The organism is Hydrogenobaculum sp. (genome assembly GCF_049967395.1).
Classification (GTDB): domain Bacteria; phylum Aquificota; class Aquificia; order Aquificales; family Aquificaceae; genus Hydrogenobaculum.
This window is the reverse complement of the sequence record NZ_JBMFST010000007.1, coordinates 1-24,320: the sequence shown is the minus strand read 5'-3', so window position 1 is coordinate 24,320 and position 24,320 is coordinate 1. Positions and strand designations below refer to the sequence as shown.

Sequence of the window (24,320 nt, the reverse complement as noted above, 5' to 3'; positions counted from 1 at the left end):
GATAAGGCCCGGTAGCTCAGTTGGTAGAGCATACGGCTGAAAACCGTAGTGTCGGCGGTTCGATTCCGCCCTGGGCCACTTTATGACTAAAAATTTAAAAGTTTACAGCTTTCTTTTAATACTGGTATATTTAAGTATAACATTCTCGATAATATCTATAAGTTTAGTTAGTTTTAGCCCTATATTTTTTATAGGTGTTGCTTTAGTTGTTATAGGCATTTTTCAGGATTTTAAAAACAAATATTTACCAAGAATCGTTGTAAATACAATCGCAGTTTTATCTGTTGTAGTAGTCTTTGCGGTAAGCTTCAACATAACTGGGCTTTTTGATTTCGCTAAAAACATAATAGTAACGTTCTTAGGCATCAAATCCTTAGAAAAAAAGCAGCCAAGAGACGTATACCAAATACTTATATTGGAAACAATGGGTATGGGAATAGTGGGAGTTGCCACAACAGATATAAAATTCTTAGCAATGCTGGTGATTTGGGTTTTCTTAAGTATTTTTATATTCTTAACTACAAATATTTTTAAAAGCCTAAAAGATGAAACGTTGACAAAATACCACATAAAACTTATCAGCTATGCTGTTGGGTTTATATCTCTAAGCACCGTGGTTATAGGGTTTTTTATATTTTTGGTCATGCCTAGGATACAATCGCCTCTTTTAAACGTAGGAATAGGAGGCATCTCAAATACAGTAGGATTTTCAAATACACTTTCTCCATCAAACGCCACAAATGTATTAGAAAACACCTCCACAGTTTTTAGAATATTTAACATAAAAGGAGATATAAATTTAAAGGATGCTTACTTTATAGGAGAAACCCTAGATTATTTCAACGGTATAAGCTGGACTCACAAACATAGTGCAAAGGGACCAAAAGTTCTAAAAGGTAATGTTGTATCTTACGATATTATGATAGAACCAAGTTACGACAACACTCTTTTTGGAATCTTGTTTCCGTACATGGTTAACATTTATAAAAGCCCTATAAAAGCTTATATAACAAGCGATAATACTATAAAAACAGATAAGCCTATCACCAATAGAACCGTTTATAAAGTATGGTCTTACACTGCTAACTCTTATAGACAAAACCTTGTAAATATAAACAGGTTTTTGCAACTACCTCAAAACATAGACCCATCTATAGTAAAACTTGCAAAATTTCTAAAAGCCCAAAACAAAAATCCCATAGAGGCTGTAGAGAACTATTTCAAACAAGAAAATTTTAAATATTCTTTAAGCAACAAAGCTTCAAAAGATTTTCTATACGATTTTTTATTTAAGTACAAGACTGGAAACTGCGAAGCCTACGCTTCTTCAACTGCTCTTTTACTTAGGCTTATGGGCGTACCTTCAAGGGTAGTGGTGGGTTTTCATGGAGCCATTTACAACAAAGACGGACACTATTTTTTTGTAACAAACTCCTTAGCTCATTCGTGGGTAGAAGCATACTACAACGGTGAATGGCAGACCGTAGATACAACTCCAATAGACTATACCAACACAATACCAAAATTAAGCAAAGCAAGGATGTTTTTTGATTATATAAACTACCTATGGGATATAAACGTAGTGTATTATTCTAGCACAAGGCAAAAATACCTATTGGAAAGCGCCGTCAAAAATATAAAAGCCGTAGCTATTCATTACGCAAAATATTTAGTTTATGTAGTTGTTGTTTTAACACTTATGTATATAGCTTTTAACAAAGTATTGCTTATTTTCAGCATAGATGCCATGTACAAAGACATATGCAAAAGGCTAAAACAGGCTGATATAAAATACTGTACACCAGAACATGTTTCAGATTTCATAAGAGAAAACGGCTTTAAAGACTTTTTTGATATTTATGTAAAAGCTAAGTACTCAAAATACGGAATAGATAAAAAAGAGAAAAAATTGGCAAAAATATATTATAATAATACTGTAAAAGCTATAAAAGAGTTTAACAGTTCTATTTATAGACAAATTAGCTAATATACATAAGAGGTCTATCATAAAAAATAAAGGATAATTCTATATTTTTATATATAGAGCCTTAGGCTCTAAAAAATTTTGGTGAAAAGAGGTTTATATGTTTGAGAAATTTACTGAAAGGGCTAGACAAATTATATTGCAAGCAAGAGAAGAGGCTATAGAATTTGGTCATGGTTATCTTGGCACAGAGCACTTACTTTTGGCTCTCCTAAAAGAAGATGATATACCAACACTCGTGTTGGCTAAGTTTAACATTACACCTGAGAAGGTAAAAAAAGCTATCACGAGCCAAATGTCAAGGGGAAACCACACAGGAGAAGTGTTGTTTGCTCCAGATGCCAAAAGGGTGTTGGAGTTTGCTGTTGAGGAAGCTAGGATACTACATCACCAATTTGTTGGTACAGAACATATATTCATAGGTGTTGTGAGAGAAAAAACTGGTCTTGGTGGCAGAGTATTAAGAGGTTTGGGACTTGATGAATACGCCGTAAGAAGAGAAACGCTTCAAATATTAGGAGAACTGCCTACTCAAGAAACCACAAAATATGTTGCAACACCAACGCTGGACAGACATAGTAGAGATATAACGGCTCTCGCTGCCGAAGGTAAGTTAGATCCAGTGGTGGGAAGAGAAAAAGAAATAGAGAGGACTATTCAGATATTGGCAAGAAGAAGAAAAAACAACCCTGTTTTGATAGGAGACCCTGGAGTAGGAAAAACCGCTATAGTAGAAGGCTTGGCACAAAGAATAGTGGCAAAGAGCGTACCTGAATCTTTGATAAATAAAAGAGTGGTAGTGCTAGATATAGCGTCTATAGTAGCCGGCACAAAGTATAGGGGTCAATTTGAAGAAAAGCTAAAAACCATTATAAAAGAGTTAGAAAAGGCTGTTAACGTGATTCTCTTCATAGACGAGCTTCACATGATTATAGGGGCTGGGGCAGCAGAAGGTTCTGTGGATGCCTCTAACATGCTAAAACCAGCTTTAGCAAGAGGTGAGATTCAAATAATAGGAGCTACTACGCTTGATGAATATAGAAAATATATAGAAAAAGACGGTGCTTTAGAAAGAAGATTTCAACCGGTGTTAGTAGAACCACCTTCTGTAGAAGAAAGTATTGAGATTTTAAAAGGATTAGCTCCGAGGTTTGAAAGCTTTCACAACGTTAAATACGAAGAAGAAGCTCTTAAGAAGGCAGTGGAGCTTTCTAACAAATACATAAACGACAGATACCTACCGGATAAAGCTATAGATGTAATGGATGAGGCTGGAGCTTTGGTAAAAATAAGGGGCTCTGAAATGCCAGAGGACCTTCAAAAGATGTTGGAACAAATAAAAGAGATAGAGCAAGCCAAAGACCTAGCTGCCGCTGAACAAGACTACGAAAAAGCCGCAAACTTAAGAGATGAAGAGATGAGATTAAGAGCCAAGTTTGAAACCGCAAGATTAAAATGGAAACAAGAACAAACTATAAACAAACCTTTAGTAACCGTAAAAGATGTCGCCTCAGTGGTGGCAAAATGGACTGGAGTACCAGTAGATAAACTCTACGAAGACGACCTATCAAAACTAATGCACATAGAAGAAAAGCTAAAAGAAAGGGTAATAGGTCAAGAAGAAGCTATAAAAGCTATAGCAAAAGCTATAAGACGCTCACACGTAGGGTTGAAAGGCAAACACAAACCAATAGGTGTATTTATGTTTTTAGGTCCTACTGGTGTAGGTAAGACTGAAACGGCAAAAGCCTTGGCAGAATACCTCTTTGATACAGAGGACGCCCTCATAAGGTTTGATATGTCTGAATACATGGAGAAACACACGGTATCAAAGCTAATAGGCTCACCTCCTGGATACGTAGGCTATGGAGAAGGTGGCCAACTCACCGAAAAAGTAAGAAGAAAACCTTACTCTGTAATACTTTTTGACGAAATAGAAAAAGCCCATCCAGACGTATTTAACATATTCTTACAAATATTCGATGATGGAAGATTAACAGACGGTAGCGGAAGAGTTGTAGATTTCTCAAACACTATAATAATAATGACGTCAAACCTTGGAGCAAAATCTATAATGCAAAATACAACCCTAGGCTTTGAAAGTAAGCAACATGAAGTGGACAAGAGAAACATGAAGAAAAATATCATAGAACAAGTGAAAAAACACTTTAACCCAGAGTTCATCAACAGACTAGATGAAATGATAGTGTTTGAGCCTCTAGAAGAAAAAGACTTAGAAAAGATACTGTACCTTCAAACCAAAGAGATAAACAAAAACCTACAAGACATGGGTCTTAGCGTAGAAATTACAAAAGAGTTTGCCGATTGGATAATTTCCAAAGAGTATAAGAAAGAGTACGGAGCCAGAAGCTTAAGGAGAGCTATACAAAGACACATAGAAGATATGTTAGCAGAAAAGCTTATAAACAAAGAGCTAAAAGATGTGGCAAAAGTAGTAATCGATGTTAAAAACGATACTCCTTACATAAAGAGCAAGAGAAAGAGCACCAAGAAAGACAAGAAAGAGGCAGTGACTACTAAATGAGGTATGAAGACGAAGTTTTTTGTCTTCTCTTTGTTTATAGTTATGGTGCTTGCAATGACTGAGCAAGCATCAGCTTTTGAACTTTATAGTAAAGACTTTAAAAACGGCGGTTATATACCGCCGAAGTTTACTTGTCTTGGCGAAGATATTTCCCCAGAACTGCGCTGGGTAAATCCACCAAAAGATACCAAAAGCTTTGTCCTTATAGTAGAAGATTTAGATGCCCCGGGCGGTGTCTTTTACCATTGGAGCGTATACGATATACCTTCAAGCGTTTATGAGTTAAAAGAAGGCACAAAAGAATATCTTCAAGGCTTAAACGATTTTGGCAACATAGGATATGGAGGACCGTGTCCACCACCTGGAAAACCGCATAGATACTATTTTAACCTTTACGCTTTAAACATAAGCTCTTTGGGATTACCAAAAGGAGCTACAATAAAAGCCGTCCAAGAAAAAATAAGATCTCATATATTAGGAAGCGCTTTTCTTTTTGGGCTTTTTAAAAGGTAAAGCTAACGTAAACTCTCTATAAGTGTTTTGATTTTCATAATGTCTTCTCTAAAATTTTTGAGTTCGTTTGGATTCCTAAGAAGATAAGAAGGATGATAAGTAACGAATATTTTTGTTCCCGGTACCAAAATAGGGCTTTTTAAATTTGCCGATATAAAACCTCCCCTTACCTTGGTAGGAGATATTTGTTTTACACCAGAAAGCCCGACTGCCGCCGTTTTTCCAAGGGCTATCACAAGCTGTGGCTTTATAAGCTTTACCTCTTCTTTTAGTATGTATGAACAAGTTATCATCTCTTGTTCTTCTGGAGTTCTGTTACCTGGGGGTCTACATTTTACAACATTTGTTATATAATAATCCTTTTGTCTTAAAAGCCCTACTCTTTCAAGCTCCTGAGTTAAAAGTTTGCCTGCTTTCCCAACAAACGGTTTACCCTCAACATCTTCATCAGCCCCAGGCGCTTCTCCAACAAACAGCACCTTGCTGTCTGGGTTACCATCTCCAAATACCACTTGAGTCCTTTGCTCTGATAACTGACATTTCTTACAATCTTTACACGTTTCATAAAAAGCTTTTAACTTCTGTAGCAATTCTGAAGTGGTTGACTTATTATTCTCTAAAGTTTCTTGGCTTTTATTTTCAACGTTCTCTACGTTATTTTTGATACTTTTACTCAATTTTTTATCAATATAAACTTTACCAAAACCTATAGTTTCATATATATAAGCACTATTCATGTAGATTTTAACCTCTCAACGAGCTTTGACCAAAAACTTTGCTTAGTCTTCACATCAACATTCAACGGTATCTTCTTTATGGCTTGGGTCAGCTCATCTGTCAGCGTTTTATCAAAGGGTTTTTGATCCACTATCTTTCTTATAATGTTTTTGTTATAAGTAATATATCCTATATAATTCAAGTTTATATCTAAAAAGCGCTGCGACACAGTGTTTATACTGTTGAATATCTTTAGCCCTTCTTCTTTTGAAGAGCACTTGTTTATCAAAACATAAAAATCTTTCAACATCATGGAGTTATTTAGTACTTTTATCAGAGCATAGGCATCCGCTACGGCGGTAGGCTCTGGCGTAGATATAACTATAGGTATATCAGAAGACGATGTAATTATTAGCGTTTCGTTGTGAAGACCTGGTGGCGTATCAAAAATAATGATATCAAAGTTATTCTCAGCGTATTCGTGTATTCTATCAAGAATTTCTGTTATATCTTTTGAAGATAAGTTCACAAGTTCTTGAATACCGTTGCCACTGGATATAAAAGATACGTTGTTGTTTATTTTAAAAACTATTTCATCTATACTGGCTTTACCGTTTATAAAATCAGATAGGTTTTTCTCTGGAGTAAGCCCTAGCATGATGTGTACGTTTGAAAGACCAAAATCTCCATCTATGATGAGCACCTTTTTGCCGGCATTTCCTATTATAGTAGCAAGATTTATACTTATAAGAGTTTTTCCAACCCCACCTTTGCCACTGGCTACAGCTATGTATCTTGTATTTGAACCTTTGTCTATAGCCCTTTTAAGGTGCGACAGCTGTCCTTCCATCATATCGTACCTCTTAATAAAATATTAGCTAAGTTGTCGTAAGTGGCAACCTCTATATCGTTTGGTACTTTCTGACCGAACGTCAGAAAAGATATGGGAAGATTCGTTTTAAAAGACGCATTTACTATACATCCTGGGTAAACTGTCTCATCCAGCTTTGTAAATATCATGCTTTTTATACCAAGCTCTCCAAATTTTTTAGCGCTATCTAGTATTATTCTTTCATCGGTAGTGGTACTAACCGTAAGAGCTATCTCCAAAGAAGGGACATTTTCCAAATAGTGCTTTAGCTCTTTTAATCTTATAGAATCGTATTGACTCCTTCCAGCTGTATCTATAAATATAATGTCAAGGCTCGATAACTCGCCTATACACTCTCTTAACTTTTGAGGTGTATCTGCCACTCTAAGAGGCATCTCCAAAAGACTTACGTAAGACTGAAGCTGTTGCACAGCGCCTGTCCTATAACTATCTAGTGTTATGACACCAGTCTTAAAACCCTGTGTCTTATACATATAGGCAAGTTTTGCTATGGTGGTGGTTTTACCAACGCCGGTAGGACCCACCAAAGCCAATATACTTAAAATACTTTTACTAAAGTCTAAGGCTTTTAAAGAAATATTTTTAGACAAGCCCTCTTTTAAAGACTCGTAATCATCTTCGTATTTCAAGTCAAGCCTATTTATGTTTATGTCAAAACCACAAGAATCTTCAAGAATTTTTTTAGCTATATCTTGCTCAACACCCATGTTTATGAGCTTGGTGGCAAGGTTCATGGCCCTAAGTGAAAAGTCATCGTTTGATTGATATTGCGGTTTAGGAGTTTGCGTTTGTTGAGGGGGCTCTTGTTTTACATTCTTAACAACATTTACCACGTCCTTTAAAGTAGTTTTTATTTGCTCTATCTCTGTATATAGTTCCTTTTCTTTGTTAAAATGCGACTGGAAATCCTCGTCATCTGCTATACCTATTGTAACCTCTAGTTTGTTTGTAGAAAAAAATAACCATTTCTTGGTTTTTACTACCTTTGTGGACATAATGGTGGCTTTATCTCCATACATAGTCTTCGTTAGTTCTATAGCCTCTTGTAAGGAGTCCACCAAAATTTTTTTAATTTTCATCTACCACACCAAGCACCTTCATATTTACCTGTTTATCTATTTCATTATAAGCTATTATGTTTAATTGTGGCAAGTATCCTTCTAAAGCTTTTCTTACAAACCTTCTTATGTTTGGCGATGTAATAAGCACAGGTGGAGCCTGAAACTCTGCAAACTTTTTCATATTCTCCGCTATGTTTCTTTGAAGTCTATTTATTAAAAGGTCTAAAAACTCCTCCTCTTTGTTTTCTCTTATATAAGAGTTCAACTTGGTTTCGACCCTAGGAGAAAACGCAATCACATAAAGAGTGTTATCTTTCATAAAACGCTTTGTTATATGCTTTGAAAGCTTTTGTCTTACAAATTCCACTAAAAGCTCAATATCGTTGACCCTATCTATATAATCACCTATAGTTTCTATTATAGTTACCATGTCGTTGACTGGCACGTTTTCTTTTAGAAGACTCTGAACAACCCTATGAAGCACAGAGTAAGACACTTTCTCAGGTATTATATCCTTTATAACCTTCTGATACTTTTGAGAAAGCTTTTCCACCAAATCTATAATCTCAGCTCTACCTATTATTATGTAAAGGTTTCGTTTGATTACCTCAGAAAGATGCGTTATTATTACGGTGGATATATCTACTACCATATATCCAAGCTTTGTAGCTTTTGCCTTTTGTTCTTGGGTTATCCAAAAAGCTGGAAGATGAAAAGAAGGGTCTTTTGTAGGTTTTCCCTCTGTTAGTTTTTCTTTGACGTTGCCAAGGTCTATAGCCAACAAAAATCCCGGCATCACCTCATAGGAATCCTCTTCCACACCCCTTATAAGTATTCTATATTGGTTAGGCGAAAGCTTCATATTGTCTCTTATATGCACCAGCGGTATAATTACACCATATTCAGCAGCTATTTGTCTTCTTATGGTTTTAATACGAGATGTTAGATCTCCTCCTTGGGTTTCATCAACAAAAGGTATAAGTCCATAACCTACTTCCAACGTTATTGGATCGGGTTGCGGTAGAAAGTCTTCCTCTCTTTGAGCTTGAGGAGCCATCTTTTGCGCTTTCTCTTGCTCTAAAGCCCTTTGTATTTCAACAGTTTTCTGAGTTTTAAGATTTTGTTGAATATAAAAATAAAGACCTCCAAGGATTATAGCCATTATAAAAAATGGTATCTTTGGCAAACCCGGCATTATACCTATAACAGCCAACGCTATAGCGCCAAACAAGAGGACTTTTGGATCTTTGGTAAACTGCATATATATAGCGCTACTAAGCTCTTCCTCTTTTGTAGAAGATTTCGTAGTAAGTATACCAGCAGAAACAGACAGTATCAAAGCGGGCATTTGAGATACGAGACCCTCACCTACAGTGAGAAGCGTATAATTTTTTATTGCCTCTTGAAAATCCATACCCTTTATCACTATACCTACCACTAAACCGCCAATTATACTTAAAAAGAGTATGATGATAGCCGCCATCACATCACCTCTTATAAATTTAGAAGCACCGTCCATAGCACCGTAAAATGCAGCTTCTTTTTCTAGTTCTTTTCTCCGTTGCTTTGCTTCTTGCTCGTTTATAAGCCCAGCGTTTAAGTCCGCATCTATGCTCATCTGTTTACCTGGCATCGCATCCAGTGTAAATCTAGCCGCCACTTCCGATACCCTCTCAGCACCCTTTGTAATAACCACAAAGTTTATAACGATAAAAATAAGAAATATAATAAGCCCTACAACCACATCGCCACCCACTACAAACCTTCCAAAAGCTTCTATAATATGCCCCGCAGCAGAAGGTCCTTCGTTACCGTAAAGAAGTATCCTACGGGCTGCAGCTATGTTTAAAGATAGCCTCAACAAAGTACCTATTAAAAGTATGGAAGGAAACGAAGAAAGCTCTAAAGGAGATTTTATATTTAGCACCAAAATAAGCACCACCAAAGAAAAACCTATGGCAAAAGCAAGGAGTATGTCTAACAAAAAAGCTGGTAGAGGTATAAGTATAGCCGCTAAAATAATTCCAAAGAATACTATGACAAAACTTTGTTGCATTAACCTACTTTAAACCCCACCACCAAACCTATCAAAAACACTACCATATTCAAATTCTTAAAATCTATAAACTTATGCAAAGAACTATGTTCAAAAAACTCTGATTTATTGTTTATTATCTGGCTTTTAGCGAAGTCGAAAAAATCCCCTAAAATATGGTAAAAAACGTTAGAATGGGCTCCAGGTAAGAAATATCCAACTATTATAAAAACTATAAGGATAAGGGCAACCAACGATGTAATCTTGTTTATTAGATATCCTATCACCACACCCACCAGAAAAACGCCTATAAGGGTTGTCATTTTATCTTACCAAAACTTTCACAAATATCTTTTAATACGCATTCTAGGCATTTTGGATTTTTTGCAGTGCAAACGGTTTTTGCATGCCTTAACAAAAGAAGGTAAAACGTTGTCCAATGTTCTTTTTCCAAGAGAGATTTTAAGTGCTCTGTGGTTTTATCTGGATCTTTGTTCTTATCAAGACCAAGCCTATTGACTATTCTATGCACATGTCTGTCTACCGCTATCGCAGGTTTTTTAAAAGCGTTTGCCAATACCATGTTGGCGGTTTTTTTACCAACACCTGGAAGCTTCACAAGCTCATCTTCTTCGTCTGGGACTTTAGAATTGTATTTGTCTACCAAAATAGTAGCTATTTCTTTTATAGCAGCGGCTTTTTTGTTGTAAAAACTTATAGATTTTATCGCCTCTTTTATATCTTCTAGTGGGGCCTCTTTCAACGCTTTTGGGTCTTTAAACTTTGAAAAGAAAGACTTTCTTATGCTGTTTACCTTCTCGTCTTTTTCTTGAGCCGCTAAAACCGTTTCTATTAAAAGCTCAAAAGGGTTATCAAACTCAAGGTCTATCTTAGGGTTTTTATATACTTTTAAAAGCCTTTGATAAACCTCTTTTGCTAACGTTTTCTCATCCATATAAATTATTATACAGCGTTTATATGCTAAGTGTTAATTTTATACTTTAGTACCTCTTCTTTATCGCTAAAATGATATTTTACTCCTTTTATCTCTTGGTAATCCTCATGTCCTTTGCCAGCTATCACCACCACATCACCCTCTTTTGCTATATCAAGAGCCAAAGCTATGGCTTTTCTACGGTCCTCTTCTATCATAGGCCCTTTAGATGAGTCTATACCCTTAAGTATATCTTTGATAATATCCATTGGCTCTTCAAACCTTGGATTATCGGAAGTTATTATCGATATATCAGAGAGTTCTGAAGCTATTTTGCCCATCTTTGGCCTTTTTGTTTTATCACGGTTTCCACCGGCACCAAACACACATATAAGGCGGCTTTTAGTTATGGCTCTTGCAGTCTTTAAAAGCTTCTCCAAAGCATCTGGTGTATGTGCGTAGTCTATTACCACCTTAACACCGTTTATATCTATAGTTTCAAATCTTCCTGGTATTGAGCTTAAAGAAAGAAGACCATTTTGAATATCTTCTATATCAAAATCCATATAAAGGCTTAGAAGTATGCTTGCACTCATATTGTAAGCTTGAAAAGCCCCCATAAGGTTTGTCTTTAGCGTATAACGTTTATTTTTGTAATAAAAGCTTAAAAGCTTGTCTTCTTGATTAAAATACTCTATCTGTAAATGAGCATCTTTAGAGTATCCATAAGTTATGGCTTTATCTTTAAATTCTTCGTATAAGCGTTTGCCGTATTCGTCATCTATATTTATAACACATACATCGTATTGATAGTCTTTAAAGAGTCTTCTTTTGGCGTTGAAATAATTTTCCATAGTTTTATGATAATCAAGGTGATCTTGGGTAAGGTTTGTAAAAATTGTGGCAAAAAATTTTGTAGGATAAACCCTTAACTGGTCTAAAGCGTGAGAAGATACTTCAGCCGATACAAAATCAAGACCTTTTTCTTTGGCTTTTGACAAAAGATTAAACCAAGTTTTTACCCCCGGGGTTGTGTTTGGAGCCTCTATGATTTCATCTCCTAACTTGTAATACATAGTACCAATTATTGCGCCTTTATACTTTTGCGAAAGTATAGCATGTATAATATGCGTGGTGCTTGTTTTGCCGTTTGTGCCCGTAACGCCTATAACTTTTAAAGATTCATCTGGATTGTCAAAATGTTTTTTTACACATTCTCCAAAAGCCTTTTTAGAGTCTTCTACCAATACAATGTTTTTATAATCTTTGTCGGCATGCTCAGCCACAACGTAAGGAGCACCTTTTTCTATAGCTTCATCTATAAAATCGTGGCCATCTTTTGAAGTTCCTTTTACAGCAAAAAATATTGTATTTTTATCTACTTCTTTAGAGTTATCTGTAATATTATACTTCTTGCAATCTAAATTCATTATAGACATCAAAGTTTTTTGAAATATGCTTTTGAGGTACTGGGTAATCTACTTTCACAAAATAAAGACAGTTCGTGGTGCATTTTACAACGCAAGAGGGTAAAAGTCCCTTTTCCAGCCTGTTCATGCAGAAATCGCATTTTACAACCTTTTCAGATTCTGGGTTAAAACCTATAGCTCCGTATGGACAGGCTACTATACAAGCCTTGCAACCTATACAAAGGTTATCTCTAACGTATACAAGACCATCCTCTCTTTTTGTCATAGCAGAAGTAGGACAAGCGTATACGCAAGGAGCTACATCACAGTGAAAACAGTTCATAGGCATAAAATAAGAAATCTGATCTTCTTCATAATGCTCAAAGCGAAGCACTTTCATAGGCCTTGGTCCTTCTTGAAAAAGACCTTTCTCCTGCTTGCAGGCCACTTCACAGGACATGCAGCCTATGCATCTATCTATATCCATAAGCATTATATACTTTTCCATAGAAGATTATATTATATCATTTTTTATATAAATCAAGACTGTTCATAAAATATTCATGAATAGATACTTAAATTTTTACATAGGAGGTTTTTAATATGAGAAAACTTTTAAAAATAGGTTTAGCTGTTGGTATTTGGCTTTTAGGATTTAGATTTTCATATGCCGATGATACCATGATGTTAAATCAAGAAAAAGCTTATCTTCTAGAGGTTATACACAACAAAATAGATATGCTACAAAACATGGAGTTGTGTGTAGATCAAGCACAGTCTTGGAAAGATTTAAAAAGTTGCAACCTGTACGAACTTTGGGGAGGGTACGCGCCACCTCCTTATGCACCACCTTGTCCTTACTCAAACCCATATTATTGCGGGCCGATGCCTTGGATGTTTGAGCAAAAACACAAATAATTAATTATGGCGGAGAGGACAGGATTCGAACCTGCGGTACGGCTTTAACCGTACAACGCCTTAGCAGGGCGCCGCCTTCGACCACTCGGCCACCTCTCCTTACCTAAACATTATACCATAACAATTTAGTTAAGAGATTTCAATTTACAAGCTTTTTTATAGAAAAAGCGCTAAAAACCAAAAAAACAACGCTGTACAAACTTAATACCGCTAAAGGTATGCCTATACCAACGCTATTTTTATACAACAAAAGTCTGAGGCCCTCCACAGAGTAAGTTAAAGGGTTTAAAAATGCAACAACCTTTAACCATCTTGGCATCAAAGATATAGGGTATAAAGCGCTGCTGGAGAAAAAAATAGGCATGGTGATTATTTGAATTACGCTCATAAATCTCTCAACATTTTTAAATAACGAGGCTATAAGCATAGAAAAACTGGCAAAACATATACCAGATAGCATGATAACAACAATCGAAAAGAAAACAGTGTAAAAGTTTATATAAATGTTTATATTTATAGCTTTTGAGAGTATCATTATTAAAAAAGCTTGCACTAAAGATCTAACACCAGAAAAAATGGCTTTGCCGGTAGTAATGGAAGAGTAAGGAATTGGAGCGCTAAGAAATCTGGTTATTTGACCTTGATCTTTATCCCATATCAACGATATGCCGTAAAAAAACGACACAAACATTACAGATTGAGCTAAAATACCAGGTGTCATAAAAGAAAGATAATCACCTTTTATAGGCATGTTTTTTATATTTTTAAAAACATTACCAAAAAGCAGTATCCAGATAAGGGGCTGCACAGCTCTTGTAAGTATATCAGTTTTTTGACGCATCATCTTTCTTAATTCTATTTCTAAAATCACTAGACTTCCTCTTGCAAAAGCCAAAAACCACATCTAGCTAAGCCTTTTGACTATATTCCTTGTTTTTCTTATAGATTTTATATCTTGGTAATCCTCTTCTATATTCTCACCAGTAAGTTTTATAAATATATCCTCCAAGGATGCATCTTTATCTCCCACCAAATACCTCAGCTCTTCTAAAGTGCCCTGTGCCACTATCTGTCCTTTCTTCATGATGGCTATTTTATCACAAAGGCGCTCAGCTTCGTTCATATCGTGGGTAGTAATCAAAACTGCCATATCCTGCTTTTTTGATTTTAAGAAATTCCATATACTAAGCTTAGAGTTTGGGTCTAAACCTACGCTCGGCTCATCTAAAAGAAGAAGCTTTGGCTCGTGTAGCATCGCCATAGCTATCTCAAGCTTTCTTATCATACCACCGGAAAACGTTTGCACCAAAGAATCTTTTCTATCGAATAAGTTTACAGCTTTTAGCATATAATCAACTCTTTCTTTGGAAACACCGTAAAGCTTTCCTATAAGTCTTAGGTTCTCGTAAGCGCTAAGGCTGGGAATTATAGATATATCTTGAGGGACGTATCCAATTTGGCTTTTTATTTTTATAGGATTTTCTTGGATAGATTTACCTTGAATTTTTACTTCACCAGAAGTAGGAGGCATTATACCTGCTATTATCTTTATAGTAGTAGTCTTCCCAGCACCGTTGGTACCAAGAAGACCAAAAATCTCGCCTTTTTTTACTTCAAAACTTATACCCTTTAAAGCTTCAAAACCGTTGTAATTTTTCCTTAGATTTTTTACTTCTAAGAAAAGTTCTTCCAAACTCTCAATCTTTAGCGGCTAAAGGCACTACCAATCCTGCCCATATGCCGTTTATAACCGCTGCAACCACCATGAGAAAACCAAACGTTACAGTAGAATGTTCTTGCCCATGCCACAAAATAGCACCTGCTACCTCAGCTACTGCTATGACTAGCGTTGTTAACCACAAAAGAGCAACTCCTTTCATGATGCAAACCTCCTATCCGTTTAAACTCTATTATAACTCAATTTAGCTTTTTCTAAAAAGTTTTTTAGTATGTCAAACCCATGTTCAGAAACTATGGACTCTGGATGAAACTGCACACCAAAAATAGGAAGGGTTTTATGTCTTATGCCCATTATATCGCCATCTTCAGCCACAGCATCTACAACAAACTCATCTGACAACGTATTTTTATCTATCACCAACGAATGATATCTTACCGCTTTAAAGGGGTTTGGTAAACCTTCGTAAAGACCATCGTTGTTATGGGATATCATAGAAGTTTTTCCGTGCATAAGTCTTTTAGCTTTTACTATATTAGCTCCAAAAGCATATCCTATACTTTGATGCCCAAGGCAAACCCCCAATATTGGATATTTGTCTTTGTAAATTTTTATTACATCTACAGATATACCAGCCTCTTTTGGAGAACAAGGTCCTGGAGATATTACTATAGCATCTATGTCCATATCTTTTATATCTTCTGGTTTTATTTCATCGTTTTTCACAACCTCCACATCTTGACCCAATATGTTAAAATACTGCACCAAGTTGTAAGTGAAAGAATCGTAATTGTCTATCATTAAAAGCTTCATACTAACAATATAAATCTTATATATAGTTTGGCAAGACTAAAACATCATACCAAGCTTTATGCCAAGCCTATAGTTATCAGGATTTATGCCGGTGTTTTTGTACTCTGAAGCAAATTGATACTTTGCTTGAGCACCTATGTAAACGTTTGGTGATATCTTAACATCAAGCTCTCCAGAACCTTGCATAGTACCTACTATACCAGAGGACATCCCTTGTAGTTTCACATCCGCTGCTCCTATACCAGCACCAAAACCAGCAAAAAGATTTTGACCTATAGGATAAATGTATCTCATATTTAGCTCTATATTTGAAAAATCAAGATGAGAACCATCCCCATAAGCTCTACCTGTACCAAGCTGTAAAGATGGTTTTAGCTGTCCATAAGCTACTTTGAAAAGCCTACAGTTCCAATCCACACCAACTCCAAGGTAAGGTCCATCGAAACTGCTTATGTGAGAACCTGTAAAATGCATATAATCAAGCTTCATATAAGATGTAAAATCGCCAAGATTCTGACTACTGTAATTAGCACTATAATATGGTTGGGCCACAGCTAAAGAACTAACCACAAGAAAACCAACAGCAACGCCAAACTTCCTCATAAAACACCTCCTATAAAAATTATATCGCTATTAGATAAAAAATTTATATAAAGATTTCATTCTAATATATTGATATATAGATATAATTATCAAAAACTAACGTTATTATAAAAACTTAACACACAAAAAAGAAGAGGACTTAACATTATTTAAAGTTTAACGATAGGAGGTTTTTATGAGAAAAGCCAAAGTGCTTTTAGCGTCTATTTTAGCAACTAGCATAGCACACGGCGCTTGGATATTTCCACTTTTACCCACACAAGGCATAGTCCTAAAACGATCTAGGACCTCTTTTATGAGCTTAAACTTTTTGACACAAATATGGACGCAATCCGATGGTCAAGTCTCTCAAAATACTAAAAGCGCTACAAACTTTTCTGTAAGAGACGCAAGGATAGGTATAGAAGGTCAAATAAACAAATACATTCAGTTTGGTGCTTTTTTTGATTTTGCAGACAACAACGCTTTGGGATTTGATGGTAGTGCAAGACCCCACCAGGGTACGGTGCAAACTTCGGTAGTGCAAGATGCTTATATAGGTTTCACCCCTTCCAACGCCCTAAATATAACCTTTGGAGAGTTTAGAGACCCGTTTTCTAGGATATCTTTGTCTGGACTCTATACCCTTGTAATACCAAGTTATTATGGATACGGTATAGGTCCCATAGACGATGTTATAAATTTAAATAATAAAACCACCCCAGCACTTGCTTTCATAAACCCATTTTTCCCGCTTGGTTATGGGTCTTTGCCAGGTATAAAAGGAGAACCAGGCGTTACTTCAGCGTTTAGGGATATGGGAGTTTCTATCTGGGGAAATCTGGCAAAAGGTATGCTAAAATACTACGCCATGGTAGGTCAAGGTAAGTACGATTATCAAACCTCTTTATCCAACAACGGCAATGTATATCAAACTGACAATCCCAATTTAAAATACTCTTTTAGGCTTGTGTTTGTGCCGACATTTTTAGGCTTTTCATCAGACCCAACTTATATGATGAGAGATACTTACTTAGGGCATAAGAAAACGCTACAAATAGGCATAGGTTATGAAACGCAGAAAAGAGAATGCAACGGCTTACTCACGTCAAACTGTCCCGGGGTACCTGCATCTTCTGTCACATCAAAAGCTTATGACGTTGATATATTTTATGAAAATAAACTTGGCAATTTTGTCCCGCAGTTTCAAGCTGGTTATATAGTAAATAAAGACTTGGGCTTTGGTGATAAATACGGCAACAAACCCGAATCAGATGGATACTATCTCCAAACTCAGTGGTTGTACGATAGGTTTATAGGAGTTCGTGGTATACTTGTAGGAAAACCAGCGCTGGCTTTAAGATACGAATCTTATACAAATAAAAATGTGTATGCAGTAGCTCCTAATGGTGCAGTATCTCCCAATCCAAACAACATATCAAAACCTCCAAATGGTTCTTACCAAGATGGTAAGATAGATAATTTATCGGTATACTTAAATTACTATATAGCGGGTCAGGCTGCTAAAATATCTTTGGGCGCTGATTTTGTAAATCCAAATACCGTGGTAAAGAATGCCGAATGTATAAATGGCAATCCTTCAAAAGGCGGCTGTGGTAAGAACTTTGTAGATTATACATTACAGCTTCAAATAGTTTATTAAGTTCACAACGTTTTTATTTTTTTATAATATACTTACTTTTAAGGAGGTTTTATGTTGAAGAAAGGTATTGTAGCTTTTATGATAGCAAGCACTGTTGCTTTGGCAAATCCAGTTAAGATCGTCTTTGATGTGCATACTGGTAGTGATGCTAAGTTTCAATTTATCATGAACAACCTTAGGAATCTTACCCACAACACCGGCAACAATCCCAAAAACTTACAGCTTTATTTGGTCTTTTACGGGCCTGCTATAAAGTATATGCTAAACAGCCTTGACAATACCCCTTTCGCAAAAGATACAAAACTTGCCAACAACCTTATGGATATTCAAATGCAGCTCCAAGCTTATCAACAAGAAGGTGTGGTGCATTTTAGAGTATGCCATGAATCGTTAAACGCCTACCACCTATCACCTAAGGATGTGGTAAGCTTTGCAAAAGTGGTACCCGCTGGCATACTTGAAATTGCAAAGTTAGAGCATGAAGGGTACGCTTACGTAAGACCATGAAGAAGTTTATAGTGCTTTTATTTACAATACCTTATCTAACTTTTGGTGCTTGGTACAATTTTAAAAACGGACTAGCTATAGCAAAAGCCCAAAACAAACCTCTTATGGTTTATTTTTACCAAAACAACTGCGAAGATTGCAAACATATGGAGATGTTTACTTTGTCCAATCAAAACGTGTCAAACTTTATGGATACACATTTTGTGGTATCTAGCATCGATTTGAATTCTAAATGTGGTAAGAAATTGGGTAGGAGGTTTGGAATCTTTGGCACTCCTACTTCGGTATTTATAAATCCAAAGACAAACAGCGTTATCTTTAAAGCCTTTGGAGATATGAATCCAAATCAATTTTTAAAAACCTTAAACTACGTATGTCTAAACGCTAAAAAAGGAGGTCTTTCATGTTAGACAGAAGAGAGTTGTTCAAACTTGGTACCGGTGCTTGGCTTGGACTAGCTTTAGCCCCTATTCTTGAAGTTCCTATTTTATCTATTGGCGCTCCAGCAACACCACAAGAAGATGCAAAGAGTTTGGAGAAGATAGAAAAATCCCTTCAGAAAGTTTTTGGTAAAAGCCTAAAAGACGTAAAACAAGACCCAAAGGTAAAGTTAAGCTCTCCTACTATAGCAGAAAACGGACTTCACGTTCCAGTGTCTGTAGAAGCAGATTATCCCATAGAGGATATAAAATCCCTTCATATATTTGTGGATGAAAACCCAGATCCCCATATATCTTATATAGAGCTTACTCCTCTTAGCGGTAAAGCCTTTTTCCAAGTGCCCATAAGGATGGCTCAAAGTTCATATGTAAGAGGTATTGCGCTTTTAAAAGACGGATCTTTGGTAGGAGATTTTAAATTTACAAAGGTAACAGTAGGTGGTTGTGGATAATTAAAAAGGAGGTTTTATGAGCGTACCAGTAATAGTAAGAGTTATACCAAACAAACCTAAAAAAGGCGATGTGGCAAAGCTTATGTTTTTAGTAAAGCATCCAATGGATCCGGGTACCATAAAAGACCCAAAAACTGGCAAACTTATACCGGCAAACTATATAACTACGATAGACATATCTTTAAATGGCAAAAAAATAGCCACAATACACAATGGACCTGGTGTATCTTCTAATCCAATATTTGGTCTTGATTTTAAAGCGGAAGAAGCAGGCACCGTAAAGATGGTGTTTACGGACAATCACGGTAAAAGCTTTGAACACGACTTTAGTTTAGAGCTTTCTTAAGGAGTTAACTTATGAACCTTACAAGAAGAGACTTTTTAGAGCTTCTTAGTGTAATAGGAGTTGGAATAGCTACAGATCCCATAAGCGCTGTGGCAAAAGTAAACAAGCTAACTTACGACGATTTGATGAGTTTTAGACCAGTTGGTAAAGCTAGTATTATATTTACCACAGATACCCATGGACATATGAAACCTCTTTATTTCAGAGAGCCTGCTAATTTGGTAGGTCCTAAAAACTTAGCCGGTACACCTGGGTTTATAGCAGGTTATGAGTTCCTAAAGTTTTACGGCTTGAAGCCAGATACTATTGACTGTTATTTTGATACAAACGTGCATTTTATAGAGCTTGCACACAAATACGGCATAATGGGTGGGACTTCTCATATAGCCCGCATAATAAAAGATATAGTCCATGAAAGAGGTAAGGAAAACTGTCTTATATTGGACAACGGCGATACTCTTACCACATCAGCCATTACCCTTTTTACCAAAGGAAAATCCATGTTGGACTGGATGAACCTTGTGGGCTACGACCTTTTTGTGGGGCATTGGGATTTTACCCTTGGAAAGGAAGAGTTTTTAAAACGTATAAAGGAGTTTAAAGGAGAGTTTATATCTCAAAATATCCAAGATGAGTTTGGAGAGCTTCCCTTTAAACCATATGTAGTTAAAGAAATAGGCGGTGTAAAAATAGGTATAGTAGGCAATTCATTTCCATACACTCCTATATCAAACCCAGCTAAGTTTGTAGAAGGCTGGACCTTTGGTATAAATATGGATTCTATGCAAAAGTATGTAAACGAACTAAGGGATAAACACAGAGTAGATGTTGTAATACTCCAATCTCACGACGGATTGCCTCTTGACATAGCACTCACTAAATATGTACACGGTATAGACATCATAATAAGTGGACACACTCACGATATAACGCCAAAGGTATTAAGGTACAACAATACATATGTAGTAGTGGCAGGTTCTCACGGTAAGTTTGTAGGGCGCATAGACTTAAAGGCTTCTAAAGGAAGGTTGGAAGATGTATCCTTTAAGCTTATACCAGTGGCTACAAATATAGTGCCAAAGGATGAAGATTCGGAAAAACTTCTTCAAGAGTATTTTAAACCATACGATGAAAAGCTAAATACAAAGATAGGCACCACATCTTCTTTGATATACAAAAGAGATACATTTTACAGCACCTTTGATGAGCTTGCCAACGATGCCATAATGGATTACTATCACGGTATAGATATAGTGTTTTCACCAGGTTATAGATGGGGTGCTACGCTACTTCCTGGTCAAGACATTACCATAAACGATGTATACGATTTTACCGCCATCACATATCCACATGTCTATGTGTTTAAACTAAAGGGCTCTCAAATAAAATCCCTTTTAGAGGACATGGCGGACAACGTCTTTAATCCAAACCCTATATATCAACAAGGTGGTGATATGCCAAGGCTTTCCAAAAATGTATACTACGAGATAAAGATAAATGAGCCAGAGGGCAAAAGATTTCAAGTCATCAAAATAAACGGCAAAGACCTAGACCCAAACAAAGAGTACGTAGCAGCCACTTACGGTGGTGAGCTTTATAAGATAGGTACTTTGGTCCAAGATGCAAAACCAATACCTGCTTATGATCTTTTGATAAACTATATAAAATCCAAAAGACACATAGAGATAACTACAAATCCAAGAAACCTTTTCAAAGTATTGGACGAGCCGTACAATTACACTACCACATAAGGAGTGTTTATGAAGAAAATATTGTTTGGTGTTGGGATTTTGGTAGGATTATCGTGGGCTAGTAGCCCACTTTACTTTAAAGAAGTAGCTCCAAGCTCTTATGTGAAAAATCTAAACAAGGATTTTAAGCTTTTATACACTTTTGATATACAAAAAACTATGGAAGCCTACGACAAAAACTTTATACCTTATAAAGTATATATCTATAATACAAAATATACAGATGCCCTTCTCTCAAAAAACCCTCTTCTTGGCAACGCGGTACCCTTTAGCGTGTTAACTTACAAAGAAAACGGCAAATCTTACATAGTGATACCAAATATATATTACGTTGGTCTTTTGACAGGCGCTGATGCTAAAAGCCTAAATACTTTGAAGAAAATTCAAAATACAATACTAAAAGATCTGAAGTTTAAAATATCAAAACATTCATCATATCAGAGTTTGCCGTTGTTTGTAAATATGCCTTACAACATGGATTTTAAAGATGCTACTACATTCATAAAAAGCTCTTTAGAATCAAACGATATGACAGTGCCTCATGAATATCAAACAAAGAATGTGGATATACTTTACTCTTGCAACGCCAAATGGGGAAGGTATATACTCAGCGATTTCAAAGATATAGGAGCTTTTGCCCCTTGTAGGATTGTGATATACCAAAAATCTAACAAAACTTTTATTTCTTATTTTAACCCAAAAGCTGTTCAATACATCAATAAAAGCCTAAAACCCTCTACTATAAAAGCCCTTGATGAGTTAAACGGTATTTTAAAATCTTCTTTATCTGGCTTTTAAAAATGAAAGTATAGGATAACTCCGTCGTACAAAACAAGCAAGACAGCGCTAAGGAGTATGAGTTTATCGTTTAAAAGCTCTTCTGAAGGCTCCCCACTTTTTAAATTGTGCGTTATATGATAATACCTAAATATACCAAAAGTGGCTATTATAACGCTGTAAAAGAATATTTTACTGGGTACACTTAGAGTATACATAGCATATATTCCAAGAGACAGCGTAGCGGATATTACCATAAGCTGATCAAGATAATAAACGCTGTAATACTTTAAAACCTCTTTAAAATCTTGGCTTTTTTCTTCCATTGTAAATAGCTCATATCTTCTTTTACCAAAACCAAGGTAAAGGCTTATGAAAAACATATCTAAAAATAGATATGGCGACACATCCACAGACGATGCAAAAGCGCCTATGTATACTCTTATCAAAAACCCAAAGGCTATGAAAAACACATCAAAAAGTTGCTTTTTCTTAAAATAAAAGCTGTAAACAAAGCTATTTAACACATACACCATAGACATGCCAAAAGCCAGTATAGAGGCTTTTATTACAAGCATAGAACCAACCACAAACAAAAAAATACCCACAACAGATGCAGTTTTAATAGAAATATCTCCTTTTGCTATGGGCCTATTTTTTTTCTTGGGATGAAGCCTGTCTTTTGGAGCATCTATGATATCGTTTAGTATATAGGTGGATGATGTTATGAGGCAAAAGCCTAAAAAAGCAAGTGCTGTATGAAAAAAGGGCTTTGTATGAAAAATCTCTCTTGCAAACACTATAGGTATAAAAAGCATGAGATTTTTGGTATATTGTTTTACCCTTAATAGCCTAAGGAAAATCTTTAATTTATTGTAGTCCATTTAACCAAGATTGTAGATACTGGACCTCTTTATCTGCGTGAATTTGATTTAGATACTCTATGGCTCCTTGGATATAGGCTCTTGCCTTTATATTATCTCCAACATCCTTATAGTAAAATCCAAGATACGCATAAGCCATAGATTCCCAATAGCTGTCATCCGCTTTCAAAGCCTCTTGATAACCTTCTGATAGTAATGTAAGTGCATTTTTATAGTCTTTGTTTTCCCTTGCAATCTCTCCCAAAGAAAGCAGTGCTATAGCTCTTGCGTCGTGATTTTTTGATTTTTTTGCAAGCTTCTGAGCTTTTTCTAAAATTTCTTTGGCTTTATCAAGATTTCCTATGTGATAGTACGCAAGCCCTTCTAAAGCCATTATATCTGATTTGACAAAATCTGACTTGGCATGTTTTAATGCATCGTCAAAAAACTCTATAGCCTTTTGATAGTTGTTTTTAGCGCTTTCCAAAAAGCCCTGAGACTCTAAGGCTAAAGCAAGAGCATCACCTGTAGGGTTATATTTCATGGCGTTTTGGCAATGTGTTGTAGCTTTATTTATATCGCCGCTCATAGCAAAAACCCTACAAAGATAGCTTTCTGCCTCAGACATCATCGTTATGTCTTTTGTGTTGTCTAGAGCATTTTTTAAAAATACTACAGCATCTTGATAGTCTCCGTTTATCTCACTCATTATACCAAGACAAAGGCTCGCTGCTGGGTCTTTGGGATTTTTTAGAAGTTCGTTATGGCCCTCAAACACTGCCAACCTAAAATCACCTTGATATAGTTTTGACATGCATTCGTTGTTGAAAGGTTTTTTAGAGCAAGAGCTAACTACAAAAGATACAATTAAAAATAAAAAAAATACATTTTTTTTCATAGAGATTTTATTTCTTGTATTATCTCTTGTTGAAGCTTCATGATAATGGAGCTTAGCTTTATAGCATCTTTCCTATCTACAGACATTTTAAAGCCAGCGTATAGCTCGTCCTCTTCTTCGTATATATTTACTAAACTAGCTTTACCCCTAACAATATTGCTATCTATATAAAGCTCAACATCAAAGACGTTATCCTTTTTTGCTAAATCTTTTATCTTGTCTAATATGTGATCTTTGTTTTCATCTTTTTCTATTTTTATAGCAAAACCAGTTTCGCTAATATTTTTTAACGAGAGGTTTGAAAAACATTCGTCAAAGTCCTCAAGGCACAACTTTGCATAAGCTTTATGCTTGGAATCAAACTCTACTCTTACGCTTGCTCTTTTTAAAAAGGGTGGCACCTCTACTAAAGACTCTGACATAAGTACTATCTCATCATCTCTAATACTTGAAAAAATACTACATTTCATATAAAAAGAGAGATCTCTATTTTGATGTGGTATACCAACTTTTACATATGCTGGATTTCCAGTCTGAAAGGC

27 protein-coding genes and 2 tRNA genes are annotated in these 24,320 nt (G+C 35.9%); 12 read left to right on the top strand and 17 right to left on the bottom strand.

Annotated features, from left to right (window positions below; all coding sequences use genetic code 11):
• The first annotated feature begins 5 nt into the window (after positions 1-5).
• From ACP5S8_RS02060 to ACP5S8_RS02045, 4 genes are all read left to right on the top strand, one after another.
• Positions 6-78, top strand: a tRNA-Phe gene (locus tag ACP5S8_RS02060).
• Positions 79-82: 4 nt separating this feature from the next.
• Entirely contained in the window at positions 83-1,987 is a 1,905-nt protein-coding gene (locus ACP5S8_RS02055) for a transglutaminase family protein (RefSeq protein WP_461875501.1), read from the top strand.
• Positions 1,988-2,084: 97 nt separating this feature from the next.
• Complete coding sequence (locus ACP5S8_RS02050; protein WP_461875499.1) at positions 2,085-4,529, top strand: ATP-dependent Clp protease ATP-binding subunit; 2,445 nt, start codon at positions 2,085-2,087, stop codon at positions 4,527-4,529.
• Positions 4,530-4,532: 3 nt separating this feature from the next.
• Positions 4,533-5,042 carry a YbhB/YbcL family Raf kinase inhibitor-like protein gene (locus tag ACP5S8_RS02045; protein ID WP_461870468.1) on the top strand — a complete coding sequence of 170 codons (510 nt, stop codon included), beginning with the start codon at positions 4,533-4,535 and terminating at the stop codon, positions 5,040-5,042.
• Positions 5,043-5,044: 2 nt separating this feature from the next.
• Here ACP5S8_RS02045 and ACP5S8_RS02040 read toward each other — a convergent pair whose 3' ends face one another.
• From ACP5S8_RS02040 to ACP5S8_RS02005, 8 genes are read right to left on the bottom strand one after another with little or no spacing between them, the layout of a single operon-like run.
• The gene (locus ACP5S8_RS02040) at positions 5,045-5,779 is read right to left on the bottom strand and encodes a uracil-DNA glycosylase (RefSeq protein ID WP_461875498.1); all 735 of its coding nucleotides are present in this window, start codon (positions 5,777-5,779) and stop codon (positions 5,045-5,047) included.
• Entirely contained in the window at positions 5,776-6,612 is an 837-nt protein-coding gene (locus ACP5S8_RS02035) for a MinD/ParA family protein (protein WP_461875497.1), read from the bottom strand. Before ACP5S8_RS02035 ends, ACP5S8_RS02040 begins: the two co-directional genes overlap by 4 nt.
• A complete protein-coding gene (locus ACP5S8_RS02030) occupies positions 6,609-7,730 on the bottom strand; it encodes a flagellar biosynthesis protein FlhF (RefSeq protein ID WP_461875496.1) in 1,122 nt (373 codons plus the stop codon). Before ACP5S8_RS02030 ends, ACP5S8_RS02035 begins: the two co-directional genes overlap by 4 nt.
• A complete protein-coding gene (gene flhA, locus ACP5S8_RS02025) occupies positions 7,720-9,768 on the bottom strand; it encodes a flagellar biosynthesis protein FlhA (protein WP_461875494.1) in 2,049 nt (682 codons plus the stop codon). The genes ACP5S8_RS02030 and flhA overlap by 11 nt, the downstream gene beginning before the upstream one ends.
• Positions 9,768-10,070, bottom strand: coding sequence for a hypothetical protein (locus ACP5S8_RS02020; protein ID WP_461875493.1), 303 nt, complete (start codon positions 10,068-10,070; stop codon positions 9,768-9,770). Before ACP5S8_RS02020 ends, flhA begins: the two co-directional genes overlap by 1 nt.
• Positions 10,067-10,702, bottom strand: coding sequence for an endonuclease III (gene nth, locus ACP5S8_RS02015; RefSeq protein ID WP_461875492.1), 636 nt, complete (start codon positions 10,700-10,702; stop codon positions 10,067-10,069). Before nth ends, ACP5S8_RS02020 begins: the two co-directional genes overlap by 4 nt.
• 26 nt (positions 10,703-10,728) lie before the next feature.
• Positions 10,729-12,111, bottom strand: a complete 1,383-nt coding sequence (locus ACP5S8_RS02010; RefSeq protein ID WP_461875491.1) for a UDP-N-acetylmuramoyl-L-alanyl-D-glutamate--2,6-diaminopimelate ligase — start codon at positions 12,109-12,111, stop codon at positions 10,729-10,731.
• A complete protein-coding gene (locus ACP5S8_RS02005; protein WP_461870476.1) occupies positions 12,086-12,583 on the bottom strand; it encodes a 4Fe-4S dicluster domain-containing protein in 498 nt (165 codons plus the stop codon). Before ACP5S8_RS02005 ends, ACP5S8_RS02010 begins: the two co-directional genes overlap by 26 nt.
• Before the next feature lie 110 nt (positions 12,584-12,693).
• Between ACP5S8_RS02005 and ACP5S8_RS02000 the strand changes: the two genes are divergently transcribed.
• Positions 12,694-13,008, top strand: coding sequence for a hypothetical protein (locus ACP5S8_RS02000; RefSeq protein WP_461870460.1), 315 nt, complete (start codon positions 12,694-12,696; stop codon positions 13,006-13,008).
• A gap of 7 nt (positions 13,009-13,015) precedes the next feature.
• Here ACP5S8_RS02000 and ACP5S8_RS01995 read toward each other — a convergent pair.
• From ACP5S8_RS01995 to ACP5S8_RS01970, 6 genes are all read right to left on the bottom strand, one after another.
• Positions 13,016-13,107: transfer RNA gene (locus ACP5S8_RS01995), tRNA-Ser, on the bottom strand.
• A gap of 40 nt (positions 13,108-13,147) precedes the next feature.
• Positions 13,148-13,912 (bottom strand): ABC transporter permease, encoded by a 765-nt coding sequence (locus ACP5S8_RS01990; protein ID WP_461875490.1) that lies wholly within the window; start codon positions 13,910-13,912, stop codon positions 13,148-13,150.
• The gene (locus ACP5S8_RS01985) at positions 13,913-14,701 is read right to left on the bottom strand and encodes an ABC transporter ATP-binding protein (RefSeq protein WP_461870458.1); all 789 of its coding nucleotides are present in this window, start codon (positions 14,699-14,701) and stop codon (positions 13,913-13,915) included.
• A gap of 4 nt (positions 14,702-14,705) precedes the next feature.
• Positions 14,706-14,888, bottom strand: a complete 183-nt coding sequence (locus ACP5S8_RS01980) for a hypothetical protein (RefSeq protein ID WP_461875489.1) — start codon at positions 14,886-14,888, stop codon at positions 14,706-14,708.
• Positions 14,889-14,908: 20 nt separating this feature from the next.
• Positions 14,909-15,499 (bottom strand): anthranilate synthase component II, encoded by a 591-nt coding sequence (locus ACP5S8_RS01975; RefSeq protein WP_461870456.1) that lies wholly within the window; start codon positions 15,497-15,499, stop codon positions 14,909-14,911.
• A gap of 36 nt (positions 15,500-15,535) precedes the next feature.
• Positions 15,536-16,102, bottom strand: coding sequence for a hypothetical protein (locus tag ACP5S8_RS01970; RefSeq protein WP_461872778.1), 567 nt, complete (start codon positions 16,100-16,102; stop codon positions 15,536-15,538).
• Between the two features lie 175 nt (positions 16,103-16,277).
• Here ACP5S8_RS01970 and ACP5S8_RS01965 point away from each other — a divergent pair, with 175 nt between their 5' ends.
• Genes ACP5S8_RS01965 through ACP5S8_RS01935 form a run of 7 tightly spaced genes read left to right on the top strand, consistent with a single transcriptional unit; the run spans position 16,278 to position 22,038 of the window.
• Positions 16,278-17,744 carry a porin gene (locus ACP5S8_RS01965; protein ID WP_461875488.1) on the top strand — a complete coding sequence of 489 codons (1,467 nt, stop codon included), beginning with the start codon at positions 16,278-16,280 and terminating at the stop codon, positions 17,742-17,744.
• 51 nt (positions 17,745-17,795) lie between these two features.
• Positions 17,796-18,251 carry a DsrE family protein gene (locus ACP5S8_RS01960; protein ID WP_461870453.1) on the top strand — a complete coding sequence of 152 codons (456 nt, stop codon included), beginning with the start codon at positions 17,796-17,798 and terminating at the stop codon, positions 18,249-18,251.
• Positions 18,248-18,661, top strand: coding sequence for a thioredoxin family protein (locus ACP5S8_RS01955; protein WP_461875486.1), 414 nt, complete (start codon positions 18,248-18,250; stop codon positions 18,659-18,661). The genes ACP5S8_RS01960 and ACP5S8_RS01955 overlap by 4 nt, the downstream gene beginning before the upstream one ends.
• Positions 18,655-19,143, top strand: coding sequence for a thiosulfate oxidation carrier protein SoxY (locus ACP5S8_RS01950; protein WP_461875484.1), 489 nt, complete (start codon positions 18,655-18,657; stop codon positions 19,141-19,143). The genes ACP5S8_RS01955 and ACP5S8_RS01950 overlap by 7 nt, the downstream gene beginning before the upstream one ends.
• Before the next feature lie 16 nt (positions 19,144-19,159).
• Positions 19,160-19,489 carry a thiosulfate oxidation carrier complex protein SoxZ gene (soxZ, locus tag ACP5S8_RS01945; protein ID WP_461875483.1) on the top strand — a complete coding sequence of 110 codons (330 nt, stop codon included), beginning with the start codon at positions 19,160-19,162 and terminating at the stop codon, positions 19,487-19,489.
• An 11-nt stretch (positions 19,490-19,500) separates the two neighbouring features.
• On the top strand, positions 19,501-21,240 hold the full coding sequence (gene soxB, locus ACP5S8_RS01940; protein WP_461875482.1) for a thiosulfohydrolase SoxB: 1,740 nt from the start codon (positions 19,501-19,503) through the stop codon (positions 21,238-21,240).
• 9 nt (positions 21,241-21,249) lie between these two features.
• Entirely contained in the window at positions 21,250-22,038 is a 789-nt protein-coding gene (locus ACP5S8_RS01935) for a DUF302 domain-containing protein (RefSeq protein WP_461875481.1), read from the top strand.
• On the opposite strand, the gene ACP5S8_RS01930 is transcribed toward ACP5S8_RS01935, so the two are convergent.
• The 3 genes from ACP5S8_RS01930 to ACP5S8_RS01920 all read right to left on the bottom strand — a co-directional run.
• On the bottom strand, positions 22,035-22,901 hold the full coding sequence (locus tag ACP5S8_RS01930) for a UbiA prenyltransferase family protein (protein WP_461875480.1): 867 nt from the start codon (positions 22,899-22,901) through the stop codon (positions 22,035-22,037). The genes ACP5S8_RS01935 and ACP5S8_RS01930 overlap by 4 nt on opposite strands.
• Positions 22,888-23,778: a tetratricopeptide repeat protein gene (locus tag ACP5S8_RS01925; protein WP_461875479.1), complete on the bottom strand. Its 891-nt coding sequence runs from the start codon at positions 23,776-23,778 to the stop codon at positions 22,888-22,890. The genes ACP5S8_RS01930 and ACP5S8_RS01925 overlap by 14 nt, the downstream gene beginning before the upstream one ends.
• Positions 23,775-24,320: hypothetical protein (locus ACP5S8_RS01920; RefSeq protein ID WP_461875477.1), on the bottom strand; the 546-nt coding region annotated here is incomplete at its 5' end. The genes ACP5S8_RS01925 and ACP5S8_RS01920, both read right to left, overlap by 4 nt.